The 14,761-nt window shown below is 35.2% G+C and carries 14 protein-coding genes and 1 tRNA gene; 6 read left to right on the plus strand and 9 right to left on the minus strand.

Annotated elements, in window-relative coordinates; genetic code table 11:
- Positions 1-69: 69 nt before the first annotated feature.
- From aspS to AC6EJA_RS06680, 6 genes are all read right to left on the minus strand, one after another.
- A complete protein-coding gene (gene aspS / locus AC6EJA_RS06655; RefSeq protein ID WP_498501885.1) occupies positions 70-1,893 on the minus strand; it encodes an aspartate--tRNA ligase in 1,824 nt (607 codons plus the stop codon).
- 70 nt (positions 1,894-1,963) lie between these two features.
- A complete protein-coding gene (gene gcvT, locus AC6EJA_RS06660) occupies positions 1,964-3,085 on the minus strand; it encodes a glycine cleavage system aminomethyltransferase GcvT (protein WP_498501886.1) in 1,122 nt (373 codons plus the stop codon).
- A gap of 389 nt (positions 3,086-3,474) precedes the next feature.
- Positions 3,475-4,374, minus strand: a complete 900-nt coding sequence (gene speB / locus AC6EJA_RS06665; RefSeq protein WP_498501887.1) for an agmatinase — start codon at positions 4,372-4,374, stop codon at positions 3,475-3,477.
- Positions 4,371-5,213 carry a polyamine aminopropyltransferase gene (gene speE, locus AC6EJA_RS06670; RefSeq protein WP_498501888.1) on the minus strand — a complete coding sequence of 281 codons (843 nt, stop codon included), beginning with the start codon at positions 5,211-5,213 and terminating at the stop codon, positions 4,371-4,373. The genes speB and speE overlap by 4 nt, the downstream gene beginning before the upstream one ends.
- 20 nt (positions 5,214-5,233) lie before the next feature.
- On the minus strand, positions 5,234-6,028 hold the full coding sequence (gene mazG / locus AC6EJA_RS06675) for a nucleoside triphosphate pyrophosphohydrolase (RefSeq protein WP_498501889.1): 795 nt from the start codon (positions 6,026-6,028) through the stop codon (positions 5,234-5,236).
- Between the two features lie 42 nt (positions 6,029-6,070).
- Positions 6,071-6,547 carry a metal-binding protein gene (locus AC6EJA_RS06680; RefSeq protein WP_498501890.1) on the minus strand — a complete coding sequence of 159 codons (477 nt, stop codon included), beginning with the start codon at positions 6,545-6,547 and terminating at the stop codon, positions 6,071-6,073.
- A gap of 52 nt (positions 6,548-6,599) precedes the next feature.
- Between AC6EJA_RS06680 and AC6EJA_RS06685 the strand changes: the two genes are divergently transcribed.
- Positions 6,600-6,671 (plus strand) — tRNA-Val (locus AC6EJA_RS06685).
- 20 nt (positions 6,672-6,691) lie between these two features.
- The gene (locus tag AC6EJA_RS06690; protein WP_498501891.1) at positions 6,692-7,039 is read left to right on the plus strand and encodes an AIR synthase; all 348 of its coding nucleotides are present in this window, start codon (positions 6,692-6,694) and stop codon (positions 7,037-7,039) included.
- Between the two features lie 15 nt (positions 7,040-7,054).
- On the opposite strand, the gene AC6EJA_RS06695 is transcribed toward AC6EJA_RS06690, so the two are convergent.
- Entirely contained in the window at positions 7,055-7,312 is a 258-nt protein-coding gene (locus AC6EJA_RS06695; protein WP_498501892.1) for a hypothetical protein, read from the minus strand.
- A 59-nt stretch (positions 7,313-7,371) separates the two neighbouring features.
- On the opposite strand from AC6EJA_RS06695, the gene AC6EJA_RS06700 reads away from it, so the two are divergent.
- The 3 genes from AC6EJA_RS06700 to AC6EJA_RS06710 all read left to right on the plus strand — a co-directional run bounded on the left by AC6EJA_RS06700 (position 7,372) and on the right by AC6EJA_RS06710 (position 11,314).
- Positions 7,372-7,803, plus strand: coding sequence for a protein phosphatase (locus tag AC6EJA_RS06700; protein ID WP_498501893.1), 432 nt, complete (start codon positions 7,372-7,374; stop codon positions 7,801-7,803).
- Between the two features lie 74 nt (positions 7,804-7,877).
- Complete coding sequence (locus AC6EJA_RS06705) at positions 7,878-10,676, plus strand: valine--tRNA ligase (protein ID WP_498501894.1); 2,799 nt, start codon at positions 7,878-7,880, stop codon at positions 10,674-10,676.
- Between the two features lie 14 nt (positions 10,677-10,690).
- Entirely contained in the window at positions 10,691-11,314 is a 624-nt protein-coding gene (locus AC6EJA_RS06710; RefSeq protein ID WP_498501895.1) for a TVP38/TMEM64 family protein, read from the plus strand.
- Positions 11,315-11,488: 174 nt separating this feature from the next.
- Here AC6EJA_RS06710 and ligA read toward each other — a convergent pair whose 3' ends face one another.
- Together ligA and AC6EJA_RS06720 are read right to left on the minus strand one after the other, a co-directional pair.
- Positions 11,489-13,552, minus strand: coding sequence for an NAD-dependent DNA ligase LigA (gene ligA, locus AC6EJA_RS06715; protein ID WP_498501896.1), 2,064 nt, complete (start codon positions 13,550-13,552; stop codon positions 11,489-11,491).
- Between the two features lie 27 nt (positions 13,553-13,579).
- Complete coding sequence (locus AC6EJA_RS06720) at positions 13,580-14,002, minus strand: hypothetical protein (protein ID WP_498501897.1); 423 nt, start codon at positions 14,000-14,002, stop codon at positions 13,580-13,582.
- 116 nt (positions 14,003-14,118) lie between these two features.
- On the opposite strand from AC6EJA_RS06720, the gene AC6EJA_RS06725 reads away from it, so the two are divergent.
- Positions 14,119-14,664: a SprT family zinc-dependent metalloprotease gene (locus tag AC6EJA_RS06725; protein WP_498501898.1), complete on the plus strand. Its 546-nt coding sequence runs from the start codon at positions 14,119-14,121 to the stop codon at positions 14,662-14,664.
- Positions 14,665-14,761: the final 97 nt, after the last annotated feature.

The following is a 14,761-nucleotide window of genomic DNA, read 5'->3' on the forward strand; positions in this document are numbered from 1 at the left end:
CTTTAAATTACCTCGAACTTTCGCTTCGTGAAGAAAGCTACATGTTTTTTTGAGGAATTAGATTTCATTTCAGTTGATTTTTTCCTCAATTGTTGACTTAATTGATAATTCATCAAGCTGATTATTTGATACAGCTGAAGGAGCTTCTGTCATGAGGCACCGAGCTTGTTGAGTTTTAGGGAATGCAATTGTCTCTCTGATGGATTCCTCACCTGCCAGGAGCATTACGAGTCTATCGAGACCAAATGCCAGACCGCCGTGAGGAGGTGCTCCTGTTTGAAGAGCATTTAAAAGAAAACCAAATTGACTTTTTATTTGTTCTTTTGAAAGTCCAATAGCAGATAAAACTTTTTGTTGTAGTTCATGATCGTGAATTCTCAATGATCCTCCCCCAATTTCCAGTCCATTGAGGACTAAATCGTAAGCTTGGGCTCTTGAAGTTGGTAATTTATTCAGCCATTCACTTCTGTTGTTCCCTAAATCTTCTGGTTTTGGTGAGCAAAAAGGGTGATGTATCGCTTCAAGTCTATGTTCTTCTTCATTGAATTCGAACATAGGGAAATCTACTACCCACAAAAAATTGTAGAAATTATCGCTACCTTCCTTGGGAAGCATATTTAGCTCTTTGGCTAGATATTGTCTAACTCTGTCAAGGGTTTTATTGACTATTTCAGTTTTACCTGCTCCAAAAAGTATTAAATCGCCTGGGGCTGCTTTTGTTTTTTTTAGTAATTCAGCTTTTTTTTCGTTACTAAGGTTATCTTTAATCGCACCAATTGAATCTATTGTTCCTTCATCTCTGACTCTTATAAAAGCAAGTCCTCCTGCTCCAGCCTTTTGAGCTTCGCTGAAAATATCTCCGCCAGGCTTGATTCGAACATTACTTATTGAGGTATTGCCTGATGGAACCTTGATACATTTAACAGACCCTCCTGAGGAAATAGCATTAGAAAAAACCTTGAACGAAGAGTTTGCAAATATTGAATTAACATTATTTAGTTCCATATCAAATCTTATATCTGGTCTATCTGTTCCAAATCGATCCATTGCTTCATGCCAAGTAATTTTAGGGAATGGAAGCTTAAGATCTATATTTTTTATTTTTTTCCAAATGGATGCAATTAACTTTTCATTGATTTCAATTATTTGATCTTCTGACATGAAACTCATTTCTATATCTATTTGAGTGAATTCTGGCTGTCTATCTGCCCTTAAATCTTCATCTCTAAAACATCTTGCGATTTGATAGTACTTTTCTAATCCACCGACCATTAAAAGCTGTTTGAAAAGTTGTGGAGATTGTGGAAGTGCAAACCAATTCCCTTCGCAAACTCTTGAAGGGACGAGGTAATCTCTTGCACCTTCAGGTGTTGATTTAGTTAATATAGGCGTTTCTACTTCAATAAAACCTTTCTCTTCAAGATAGAATCTTATTTCTTTTACAACATTATGACGAAGACGTAAATTGTTATTCATTCGCTCTCTGCGAATATCTAAGTATCTATGTTTCAGTCTAAGTTCTTCTTTAATTTGCTCATCTTCATGTACAGAGACTGAAAAAGGAAGAATTTCTTTTACTTTATTTAAAATTAAAATGTTTCTTGCTACGACTTCTATTTTTCCAGTTTTTAATTTTGCATTTATTGATTCTTTAGGTCTAAGTTGAATAAGACCTTCTATTTTTAAGACAGTTTCATTCCTGAGATTCTCTGCTGTCTCAAATATTTCTTTACCCTTATCGGGATCGACAGTCACTTGTACTGTGCCAGTGCTATCTCTAAGGTCGATAAAAATAACACCACCATGATCTCTTGAACGGTCTACCCATCCACATAGTTCCACAGAGGCCCCTATGAGTTGATCATTAAGTTCTCCACAGCTGTTGCTGCGCATTTTTAATTTTTCATATAATTTATGAGTTTCCCATACTGGGGTCACTTATTTTTTTTTAATAACCTTACGATCATTTTCCAATTTTATAAAAAGGTTTTTTTACGACAGTTGCTTGATGCATTTTACCTCTTATTTCAACTTGAATATTAGTGCCAACTGAGGACAACTCAGTCGGCACATATGCCATCGCAATTGCTTCTTGAAGAGAAGGTGACCAAGTCCCACTTGTAATTTCTCCAATATGCCTATCTCCATTGAAGACTTTGTATCCTTTTCTAGCAATGGCACGCTTAGATAATTTTATTCCAACTAATTTTTTCGAAACACCCTCTTTGACTTGATTTTCTAATGCTTCTCTTCCTATAAATTCTTTTCTGTTTTCCAAGTGAACTAACCATCCTAAGCCTGCTTCCAGGGGTGTTACGTCTGTATTCATCTCATTGCCGTAAAGATGCATAGCTGCCTCTTGTCTTAGGGTATCTCTTGCACCAAGGCCACATGGTGTTACTCCTGCATTAATCAACTCAGACCAAATTTCTTTACCTTTTATGGGGTTAGCGAGAATTTCAAAACCATCTTCGCCGGTATAACCAGTTCTTGCTATGAATATATTCTCATTTTCTTCTTTTTGCTTATTATTAGAAAGATTTATAGTTCTATGACCAAATTTAGGGATCTTATCAACAGAGATACCTAGTATGTTCTTCAATAATTTTGAAGATTCTTTTCCTTGTAATGCTATTAATACGCCATCTTTTTTGTAATCCTCTATTGTAATTGATTGATTTTTCATATTATTTGTTATCCAAAGAATATCTTTATCTGTGCAATTTGCATTTATTATTATTAGTAATTTTTCCTCATTAGTATTCGTTTTGCCCATGTCATAAATAATTAAATCATCAATTATCCCCGCGTTTTCATTAAGAAGAACTGAATAACAAGCCTCACCAAGCCCAATTCGATAAAGATCGGTTGGTACTAATTTTTGAAGGCTATCTTTTGCACCAAATCCTTTTATAAAAAAAACTCCCATATGGGATATGTCAAAAACTCCTGCTGATTTTCTGACCGCAAGGTGCTCATTAATTAAACTTGTGTATTGGATTGGCATTTCCCATCCAGCAAAAGGAGCCATTCGACAGCCGATTTTTAAACAACTTTCATTAAGAGGGGTTTTCTTGAGTGACATGTAAATTAATACGGTCGTGAGCAAATGGTTGATTCTTCAACAAACAATAATCGAATTTCTTGTGGCTTGAATTGAAAAGTTTTACTAACCTATGATTCTGAGCAAGGAAATTATGGCGAATATTGAATGTTGTAAGTCATGTCAGCACTGTGTCGATTCATTCTCCTCGGCTGGGTTGTGGTGTCGTTTAAGAAAAATCAGGGTACATTCCAAGATTGCTTCGTTGGTCTTTTGTCATCATTGGACTCAAGCATCCATTGAGACCTCTATCAAACATTCAGAAGAAAATATTACTTATGAACGTCAATTAGAATTTGAAGGTTGCCTTATTAATTCCGAATAGTAATTAACTATTCGCATTAAATTAAAAAATATTATTCGATTTTTATTTAGTTTGATAGGCTTAAAAGCATTAATATACTCCTAGTAACCTTCGCCGCTAAAATATTACTAACGCCTGTATTGTCATTTTGAGGTGATAGTTCTACTATGTCTGCTCCCACAATATAAAATTCTTTAAAAATATCAATTAGAACAGCAAAATCATTCCATTGATAACCTCCGGGCTCAGGTGTACCAGTGGCAGAGAGAATGCTCGGATCAAACCAGTCGAGATCAAAAGAAATATAAATAGGTTTTTTTCGTAAAGGATTTAGAGCTTCATATATTTTTTCAATTGCAATATCTGTTTGATATGAAACAAAATTATTACTAAGTTCAAGTTCGTCAAATTCTTTCTTAGTTCCGCTTCTTATCCCAAAGTGAATGATCTTTTTACTTGGTAAAACATCCAAACATCTCCTCATTGCACAAGCATGATTGTGTTTTGAGCCCATCCATTCATCTCGAAGATCAGCATGTGCATCAATATGAATGATTACTAGATCATTAAATTTTTTTGAGATTGCATCCACTGCTCCGGAACTAACTGAATGTTCTCCCCCAAGTAAAAGAGGCTTGCATCCAAATCCCTCAATTTTACTTGTTGCTTCTTTTACAAGCTTGATTACCGGCTCGGGTGCTCCGTGAGAAATTTCGATATTACCCAAATCGGAGAACTTGATACTTTCAAGGTCGATTTTCAATTGAGGACAATATGTTTCGAGTGATTTACTTACTTCTCTTATTGCGTTTGGGCCAAAACGAGAACCAGGTTTATAAGATGTAGTTCCATCATATGGAACACCAAAAATACATATTTTTGAATTTTCAATCTCACGACTTGCTCCCATAAAAATAGGACCATCAGAATCAAAAATTAATGCATTCTTTTTGTCAATCTTTTTCATTTTTTTAGAGCTCTTTCTACAAAATTAGGCATGGTATTAAATGAACCTATCTGCCATCTTGGACTCCATATTTGGCAGTTATCTATAATTTTATGACTTCTTTTTGATTTAGGATACATGTAACTTGGAGAGTTTTGGCTAGCAAATGTCCAACTCCACAACCCACTTGGATAGATTGGAACTGACCCATACAACGTGTTGGAAAATTTAAAAATACTTCTTATTATTTTCAGAGTATTTATGTGACATTCTCTGAATGCCTCAGGGGATTCAGTTTGAACAGCAAGTACCCCTTCATTTTTAAGAGCAATTTTACAGTCATTAAAAAATTTTCTGTTGAATAAACCTTCAGCTGGGCCTTTTGGATCGGAGCCATCAATTATTATTACATCATAATTATTAGGAATAGATTTCGATACCCAATCTGTACCATCAGCAATTTTTATTTCCAATCTTCTATCTTTCCATGTTTTATCGTTAACATAAGGTAAATATTTCTTAGAGAGAGAAATTACCTTTTCATCAATCTCAACTAATTCAATTTTAGTAACCTCTTTATATTTAAGGCATTCTCTTGCTGAACAGCCATCTCCACCCCCAATAATTAATATTTTCTCTATATTTTTAGCTCCTGTCAAAGCAGGATGTACTAATGCTTCATGATAGTATTTATCTGAGGATTCTGTTACCATCCAGCAGTGATCAAGCATTAAACCTCTGCCATAATTGGTGGTTTCAATTATGGAAATTTCTTGGATTTCACTTTTAACACTTATTAGCAATTTACCTTCAATCCCATATCTCTGGTTTTTATGAAATTCATCAAAATATTTTTTCATAATTTTATTAATTACAGTTTCTAATCTAAATCATTATTAATGAAATTAGATTTTGCCTTTTTCCATGCTTCCAAAATTTCATTATGATTAGCTTCATGTATTTTATTTTGAAGATAGTCTTCAAGCAAACTAAATCTTGAAAGAAATTTTTCGTTAGTTTTATTAAGGCATTCCTCTGGATTAAGTTCATACCACTGTGCAATATTAATGAGGGTAAAAATCATGTCACCAAATTCCTCTTCCATATTAATAGTATTATTTTTATTTACTGCATCTTTAAATTCTACAATTTCTTCATTCAATTTAAACCATATATCATCAACACTTTCCCATTTAAATCCTTCTTCGGCTACTTTTTTTGAAATAATTTGAGTAGCACTCTGAGCTGGCTGAGGACGAATTTTTCGTCTTAGCAGATTACTTATCGGACTTCTTTGGCTGCTCAAAGGCCGCTCAAGAGATTTTATCTTTTCCCATCCCTCTTTATTTTTAGAACTTATTTTTATCTTTTTATCCAAAAAGACATGTGGATTCCTTCTTATTATTTTTTCTATTAATGAATTAATAACATCATCAATAGAAAATCGATTTTTTTCTTTTGCTATTTGAGAGTGCAGTAGTATTTGTAGTAATAAATCTCCAAGTTCTTCAATGATTTCTTTGTCATTCTTTTTACGAATAGAATCTATAACTTCATAAGTTTCTTCTACTAAATAGGGTATAAGAGATTCATGAGTTTGATCGATATTCCAGGGACATCCATCATCTGGATGCCTCAATTTAGAAATTGTTTCAACAAGATTAGTGAAAGTCATAGATGTGTTTATATTTGCTTGATGCGGTTTATTCTAATTTGCTCATCTTTTTTTGAAAACAGGAAATTTATCTAAAATTATGTGAACTAATGCACTCATTTCCAGTCCTGCAAGGCAAAAAATAGCATCTTTATAATATAAATCTTTCAATTCTAGTACTTCTTTTATGTTTATTCTCAAATGAATTCCAATAATTTGTTGCGGGAAAAACTGAATTATTAAAGTTAATAATGTACATAGATAAACTAATCTTATTAAAGTACCAATAATTGGAGCATGTGATATCCAAGATCTATGCGGAATCAATTTACGATATGGAAACCAAAGAATTCCTAATAGACCCCATCTCTTTGCTGGCTTAGAAATTACATCTAGATCTGGAGACAACCACAAACCACCTATAAGAAAGGCCAAGCCAAGCGAAATAGCACTCCTTAAATCAAAAACAATAAAACAAATCACGCCTAATGGTACTGTTAATACTTGTATTGAAAAATCATGTTCTTTACCTGAGGCCATTGCTATCAGAATGGATTAGTATTTGATCAGTTGCATTATGCAGCTTTATCAAGGGCGATTAGCTCAGCGGTAGAGCGCCTGCCTTACAAGCAGGATGTCCCTGGTTCGAACCCTGGATCGCCCATTAATTAGTTTTTGCTTTAAGTGTTCAAAAAAAATATTCCTCAATTGTGTATCACCCCCTCTGCAGCCGCAGAACTGGTGAGGCAATCTGCATTTGCTGGTACTCCTGGTCATATGAGTATTTCTCTTGAGAGCGATAAATGTTTAGAGGGTTGGCTTCATATCAAGTTAGTTCCAGGATCAAATGATGGTTTGCCAGTTGCACGTTGTGAAGGAGTTACCTTATTTGCCAGTGAAGACCATTTACCTATCTTAGCTGGTCTGAAACTAAATTATTTTGGGGATCTAAGTGGTGGTGGATTCTTAATCAGTAGTCCTGAGAATGCAGAAGGCTGCGCATGCGGTAGTGGATTTAGATTTTTGAAATAAAAAATTTTGAGGAAATTAATCCTCAGGGAATAAGAGATTTGATAGTTCCTCTGAATCAATTGCATACACTCTCGCAAGAGTTGTTTCTATCGCATTGACAACCTCTGCTGGAAGAAATCGCATTGAAGTCATCGCGTCATCTATGACTTCTTCAGTCACAAATTTTTCTTGACTTTCCGATTTTTCATCATTAATAACAGCCATGACCCAGCTTTGGTAAGCAAAAACTAAATCTGAAAATTCGAGTTCAGTGTTGTTTAAATCCATGGTCATTTTAGTTACGTAACTCGCACTATTTGGCTATGACTCTAAGAGGGAAAATACCAATTACGATGAAAACTCAGGAAACGGCTATTCAAGCAAAAGCTTTTGATTTCGCATTAGGTGAGTTAGTTCGTAATAATAGAGAAACATTTGAACCTGTTTGGACAGTTGACAGTTGGGTAAAGTTTTTAATTTGGTTGGCTCTGAATTGCGGCTTGAGCGGGGATAAACAGAGTCTTGAGTTATTTGCTGATGCACTGGGAGCTCCACTAACTTATCGGATGAGACGCCTTTTTTTTGAGAGAAATTTTGATTCTTTGTGTGTGATGGGTGACCCTGCGGAAGCTTCGGTTTTGATATATCCTTCCTCTTCAGAAAGTCATATATCTTTTGATTCCGTAAATTTTTCATTGGTCGAACTTGGTCTAATTAAACTGGTAAATAAAGATCAAACCACTTGGTCGGAAAATCAAGGGGTAATTACAATTCCATGGAAATAGCCAAAAAGTTGTCTAGAAACGGCCTTGCTTCCTAGTCTTATCAATCAGCTCACCTAATTCATCCAAAAAAACTTGTGACTGAACAGTCTTTTAATAAAAACTTAATCGATTCAGTTGAGAGACTGCCAAAGATTTATGACCCACAAGGGACAGAAATTAGGTGGCAGAAAGCTTGGGAACAAAATGGTGTATTCCACCCAAATTCAAGCGATCCAGGCGAACCCTTCTGCATTGTGATACCTCCTCCTAATGTGACAGGTAGTTTGCATATGGGGCATGCATTCAACACGGCTATTATTGATGCTGTTGTTCGATTTCATCGGTTAAAAGGAAAGAACGTTCTTTGTTTGCCAGGTACTGACCATGCTTCAATCGCCGTTCAAACCATTCTCGAAAAACAACTTAAGGCTAAAGGTAAAAGTAAAGATGATCTTGGTAGAAAGTCTTTTCTTGAAATGGCATGGAATTGGAAAGAAAAAAGTGGTGGCCATATAATTTCACAATTGAAGCGTTTGGGATATTCTGTGGATTGGGAACGCGAGAGATTTACACTTGATGAAAAACTTAGTAAAGCTGTTACTGAGGCTTTCGTAAAACTTCACGATGAAGGATTGATATACAGAGGAGAATATTTAGTAAATTGGTGCCCTGAATCAGGATCTGCGGTCAGTGATCTTGAGGTTGAGATGAAAGAGGTTGATGGATCACTTTGGCATTTTCGATATCCACTTATAAATTCTTCTGATGATATAAAACAATTATTTGTTGAGGTTGCAACAACCCGGCCCGAAACCTTACTAGGTGATGTAGCCGTAGCCGTAAATCCAACTGATGATAGATATAAAGATCTTATTGGCAAGCAAGTACAAGTGCCTTTTGTAAATAGGTCTATTCCAATTATTGCAGATCAACATGTTGATAAGAATTTTGGAACCGGTTGTGTAAAAGTCACTCCTGCACATGATCCAAATGATTTTGCAATAGGTCAGAGGCATAATTTGCCATTAATAACGGTAATGAATAAAAAAGGTGTTATGAACTCTTGTGCTGGTGAGTTTGAAGGATTAGATCGCTTCGAAGCCCGTCGTGCAGTGATTAAGGCACTCTCTGAGAAAAAACTGTTGGTAAAAACTGAACCCTATAAGCACAGCGTTCCATACTCAGATAGAGGAAAAGTACCAGTAGAGCCTCTTTTATCTACACAGTGGTTTGTCCGGATGGAAATAATGGCTACTAAGTGTAAAGAAAATTTTGTAGAGGGAGAGCCTAGGTTTATCCCGGAGCGCTGGGGAAAGGTATATCTTGATTGGCTAGAAAATATTAGGGACTGGTGTATTAGTAGACAATTATGGTGGGGCCATCAAATTCCAGCATGGTTTGTTATTAGTGAAACCCAAGATAAATTAATTGATAGCACTCCTTATGTTGTTGCTAATTCAGAAGAAGAGGCATATAAACTCGCATGTCAAAAATATGGAGCAGATACTAGGCTTGAGCGAGACGAAGATGTTTTAGATACATGGTTTTCTAGTGGACTGTGGCCTTTTTCAACTTTAGGCTGGCCGGATAATAGTAGTGATGATCTGCATCGTTGGTATCCCACTTCAACATTAGTCACCGGCTTCGATATAATTTTTTTCTGGGTAGCTCGAATGACTATGATGGCTAGTTTTTTCACAAATAAAATGCCTTTTAGAGATGTCTATATTCATGGTCTTGTAAGAGATGAAAATAATAAAAAAATGAGTAAAAGTTCTGGTAACGGCATTGATCCACTTTTGCTGATTGATAGATATGGTGCTGATGCATTGAGATTTGCACTAATAAGAGAAGTCGCAGGAGCAGGGCAAGATATACGACTAGATTATGATAGACAATCTGATACATCAGCTACTGTTGAAGCCTCTAGAAATTTTGCGAACAAGCTTTGGAATGCGACCAGATTCACATTAATGAATATTGACCCGGATTTAATAATTAATGATATTGATGATATTGATAAATCAACTTTAAGATTATCTGATTTATGGATTTTATCTCGTTTAACCCGATTAAATAGTGAGATCTCAAAACGTTTTAATCAATATGGCTTAGGTGAAGCGGCAAAAGGCTTATATGAATTTGCTTGGAATGATTTGTGTGATTGGTATTTAGAGTTTATTAAGCTCCGCTTGGCTTCTAAAGATCAAGGTAATACCGATAGTGTTTCTGATAAAAAAAATGCTCAGAAAGTTCTTCTAAAGGTTTTGAGAGATCTTTTAGTTATGTTGCATCCTTTGATGCCTCATTTGACTGAAGAACTTTGGCATGGAATTACTAGTGGCACTGATCAACAATTGCTCGCTCAACAGACTTGGCCAACCTTGCAGGATGATTATCTTGATGAGAGTTTGGAGCTCTCTTTTGCACAATTATTTTTAGCTGTGAAAATTGTACGTAATCTCCGTGTTGAGGCAGGTTTAAAACCCGCTCAAAATGTTCCGATTATATTCGTTACTTCAAAGGAGCCCTTACAAGCAATTCTTAAAAAGTGTGCTCCAGAAATAAAGTCTCTTACTCGTGCCCAATCAGTTGAAGTTTTAACGCCTGATCAGTTTTCCCAAAAACCCAATATGAAAACACTTGCAGGAGTTGATGGAGATTTGCAGGTCTTGCTTCCTATTGCTGGTTTAGATTTAAGTGCTCTTACTAATCGTCTTAAAAAAGACCTATTAAAAGCAGAAGAAGAAAAATGTAGTCTCAATAAAAGATTATCAAACAAAAATTTTATTGAGAAAGCTCCAGAGAATGTTGTGCTTGAATGTAAAAGTAAATTAAAAGAAGCAACTACTCAAGCGGAGCTAGTACGCAATCGCCTTGCTAACTTGAATTAATTGATAGTTTATAAATGATTGATTTGGTTTTTTTAATTGAAAATTCTCAAGCCTTTTTATTGACGCCTGCAGGTGCTGTCAGTTTTGTGATTTGTTATGGAATATGGGTGGCTTTTCTTTTGCCAGCTTCTTGGTTGACAATGCTTGGGGGCTTTTTGTATGGCCCATTTCTGGGCTCTATGTTGGTTTTTATCGGTGCTTTTCTTGGTGCCGAGGCTACATTTTTTATGACCAGAGTGTTTTTTCAAGAACGCGCTCAAAAAAGGGTTTCTAATTATCCAAAGTTAAATAAGTTAAAGAATTTAATCACAAAGGAAGGGATTAAATTGATTGTATTATCAAGACTTTCGCCTCTTTTCCCTTTTAGTATTCTTAATCTTTTATACGGCCTTAGTGAGGTAACTATTAAGGATTTTTCATTTGGTTTGCTAGCTATCATTCCAGGCACTTTTTTATATTGTAAATTAGGTTCATTTGCTAGTCAGATTTCTGGGTTTAGTGAATTATTAAACAACAAGAGTACATCTGATTCTCTATTTTTGAGTATTTTAGGTTTGATTGCTACATTTTTAATTGTTTGGATTATTTCACAAGCGGCACAAAGATCATTCAAGGATATTGATTCTTCAATTGATTGATTTAGTTTTCTCCAAAATCTTTAATTGAAGCGAAGATAATAAACCAATATAGTCTTAAAGTGTGAAAAAAACCTTTTTTGGATGATAATTCTAGGTATTTTGCTTGACCACATTCTGTCTTAATAAATTTAAAAATCTTTGGTTGATCCATTTCAAAAAATTTTGTAAGTATTTTTATGATAATAGATTTATCAAATCATCTTCATAAATAATTTTCACACCAAGTTTTTTCGCTTTATCTAATTTGTTGCCACTATTTTCACCAGCAACGAGAAAAGTAGTCTTTGAACTAATAGAGGAAGTTACTTTTCCTCCATAACTTTCTATGAGATTCTTTGCGTCATTTCTTTCGAGTGACGGTAATTTCCCAGTTAGAACAAATATTTTATTTACTAATTTCTTATCTTTGTTAAAAGTTTTGTCCAGTTCTTTATATTCCAAAGATAAGCCAGCTTCTTTTAAGGACTCGAGTAATTTTAGATTTTTGTCATTTGTAAACCAGTTTTTTAATGATAATGCTATTTCATCACCAATACCAAATGTATCTTTGAAATTCTCAGGAGAAATCTTTGCGGTATTTGATAATTCAGTGTGACTCCTAAATCGTTTTGCTATGGTTTTTGCATTACTTTCTCCAATGTGTTGAATACCTAGGCCATAAAGTTGTTTATGCCATGGTTTATCTAAGGAATTTTCAATAGCATTTAAAAGTTTTGTTGCGGACTTTGGCCCTAATCTATCTAGGCTTTCTAATGAATCTAAATTAAGCTTGTATAGATCTGCAATTGAAAAAACTATATTTCTTGATACCAATTGCTCGATCAATTTTGAACCTAAACCCTCTATATTCATAGCCCCTTTACTTACCCAGTGACGGATATTCCCTTGTGCTATGGCTGGACAACTATTGTTAATGCAACGTGTTGCAGCTGCATTCAATTCACTTATAAGTTGCGATTTGCAAATAGGACATTCGTCAGGAAGTTCTACGGGTTCTGCATTTAAGAGCCTTAGCTCATTGATTACTTTGACTACTTCAGGAATTATTTCGCCAGCTTTTCTAACTATGATTGTGTCACCTTTATGTAAATTTAAAGTTTTAAGCCTTTTTGCATTATGTAGGGTTGCACGACTGACAATTGTTTTTGCGAGGTTTACTGGTTCAAACTCCGCAACGGGGGTGATAACACCCGTTCGGCCCACTTGACATGTTAATTTTATTAGTTTAGTTGATACTTCTTCAGGGGGATATTTAAATGCAATTGACCATTTAGGTGCCCTATTGGTGGATCCTAGTTTGCTTTGTAAATTGAACTCATTAACTTTAACGACTACTCCATCTGTTTCGTAAGGCAAATTATGCCTACTACTCTCCCATCTTTTTGTGTAATCAATCACTTCATTAGTGTTGGATATAAGTTGATGATGAGGATTGACCTTAAATCCAGCAGTCTTGAGCCACAACAGCGCGGCCTCTTGATGATCCGGTGGGGCTAAATTGTTTTTTGAGTGAATATAATTTTTCGGTAAATGAACTGAATAGGCGAAAAAATCTAATTTTCTTGATGCGACTTTTTTGGGATCAAGCTGCCTTAATGTTCCTGCACATGCATTTCTTGGATTGGCAAATAATGATTCGTTATTATTTTTTCGTTCATGATTTATTTGTGAAAATCTCTCCTTTGATATGAATGCTTCTCCTCTTACTTCCACCCATTCAGGGGGGGCATCTAGATTCAGTAATAGAGGGATTGAGGTTATCGTTTTTATATTAGAAGTTATGTCTTCACCCTCTTCACCATCACCTCTTGTGGCACCTCGCACTAAAATTCCATTTCTGTAGCTTAGTGCAACTGCGTTTCCATCTATTTTCAATTCACAGGTAAATGAAATCCCATATTTTTGTTCGGATTCTAAAGGCTGTTTATTAATTAGTTTTTTTGTTTTAGATATCCATGCTTCAAGTTCTTTTGTGTTTAAGGCATTTTCTAGACTTAGTAGAGGGATATTGTGTTTTGCGCTAGTAAAACGACTTAATGGTGCACCACCGATTCGCTGAGTGGGACTATCTGATGTGATTAAGCTAGGATCTTTTTTTTCAATTTCAATAAGGTCTCTGTAAAGCTGATCGTATATTGCGTCTTCAAGTATTGGTTGATCTAATACGTAATAAGCATGTGCAGCTTTGGTTAATATTTTTTTTAATTCTGCAGCATGATGTCTAATATTTTTGTTCAATGAATTGTCCTCAGCTCGTTATAAAAATTATTTGTTTTGTTTAGAAATTCTGTCAATTTTCCAGTTTTTTTCAACTTTTACGAAAGTGAAGTCCAAGGGTAATTCAGCTTTTTTATCCTCTGATTTCAGGTTAAGAGTCAGGACTATTTGATCATCTTCGATGCGTGGTCTTCCTGACTTCAGATTGCGGTATCGATTCAGTTGAAGACTCGCTAAGAATTTTATGAAATCTTGCCTGTTTACATGCTGACGATATGCCTTTGTCGTCAGCAAATATGCCCCATCGATTCGTCCAGAAGCTATTTGATTGAAAAATTGCTTAACTAATGGATTAATTCCTCTCGCGTTTATTACAAGCTTTATTGCGTTAACAGTCCAAAACAACAAAAGAGCTCCTGCTCCTGCGAGCAAACTTTTTGTTCCAATTTCTCTAATTAGAGTCCCTTCCATTTTCTGAATGCTATTTTTAGTAATTCTGACTTATAAACTGTAGAAAAAGGGTGGATTAATGGTGAGTTTTAGTCAGAATGTCACTGATTGATTGAGCGTGACCTGACAAAAACCATATGGCATTGATTCCTATTTTGCCAATTTTCCATAAATTCAATCGTAGATTTTTTGAAGGATTGCTTGTAAGAGAACAACAATCTCTAGTATCGGCCCGCTGGAGCGATGGAAAATTGACTAGTACCGCGGGTTTCTATCAACGCAATCCAAATTTTGACGGGCCCAGAGGATGCCAGATTGTTTTGTCAAAGCCAGTTTTGGGTAATCTTCCAATCTCAGCAGTTGAGAGTACACTTTGTCATGAAATGATCCATGCCTGGATTGATTTGATTCTCAAGGTAAGAGAGGGACATGGTCCAATCTTTCAAAAAAAAATGAATTTAATAAATTCTGTACAAAATGATTTTCAGATAACTATTCGCCACAATTTTCCAGTAAAAGGAAAAAGTTATAAGTGGTTGGCTATATGTCCCATTTGTGGGATGTCTTCTCCATATAAACGATTAGTTAAAGGGGCTGCTTGCAGAAATTGTTGCACTAATATTTATGGTGGAAAATGGAATATTGACTGCGTTTTGTCTTATGAACCTTTGAGTGAGCAATAAGATGAAAACTTTCTTTTTGGTTCTTCAGATCTCTGGTTTTTTTATTGTTTTCATAGGTTTACAACGAGAATACTGGCTTAATCAAAAGCATAATTAA

The organism is Prochlorococcus sp. MIT2309 (assembly GCF_059772305.1).

What these genes read in the sequence shown, in the direction of transcription:
- AC6EJA_RS06720 (WP_498501897.1), bottom strand. Translation starts at nt 14,002, where the DNA reads ATGGAAGGGACTCTAATTAGAGAAATTGGAACAAAAAGTTTGCTCGCA.
- AC6EJA_RS06725 (WP_498501898.1), top strand. Translation starts at nt 14,119, where the DNA reads ATGGCATTGATTCCTATTTTGCCAATTTTCCATAAATTCAATCGTAGA.
- AC6EJA_RS06695 (WP_498501892.1), bottom strand. Translation starts at nt 7,312, where the DNA reads ATGACCATGGATTTAAACAACACTGAACTCGAATTTTCAGATTTAGTT.
- speE (WP_498501888.1), bottom strand. Translation starts at nt 5,213, where the DNA reads ATGAAAAAATATTTTGATGAATTTCATAAAAACCAGAGATATGGGATT.
- AC6EJA_RS06700 (WP_498501893.1), top strand. Translation starts at nt 7,372, where the DNA reads ATGAAAACTCAGGAAACGGCTATTCAAGCAAAAGCTTTTGATTTCGCA.
- aspS (WP_498501885.1), bottom strand. Translation starts at nt 1,893, where the DNA reads ATGCGCAGCAACAGCTGTGGAGAACTTAATGATCAACTCATAGGGGCC.
- speB (WP_498501887.1), bottom strand. Translation starts at nt 4,374, where the DNA reads ATGAAAAAGATTGACAAAAAGAATGCATTAATTTTTGATTCTGATGGT.
- AC6EJA_RS06710 (WP_498501895.1), top strand. Translation starts at nt 10,691, where the DNA reads ATGATTGATTTGGTTTTTTTAATTGAAAATTCTCAAGCCTTTTTATTG.
- gcvT (WP_498501886.1), bottom strand. Translation starts at nt 3,085, where the DNA reads ATGTCACTCAAGAAAACCCCTCTTAATGAAAGTTGTTTAAAAATCGGC.
- mazG (WP_498501889.1), bottom strand. Translation starts at nt 6,028, where the DNA reads ATGACTTTCACTAATCTTGTTGAAACAATTTCTAAATTGAGGCATCCA.
- AC6EJA_RS06680 (WP_498501890.1), bottom strand. Translation starts at nt 6,547, where the DNA reads ATGGCCTCAGGTAAAGAACATGATTTTTCAATACAAGTATTAACAGTA.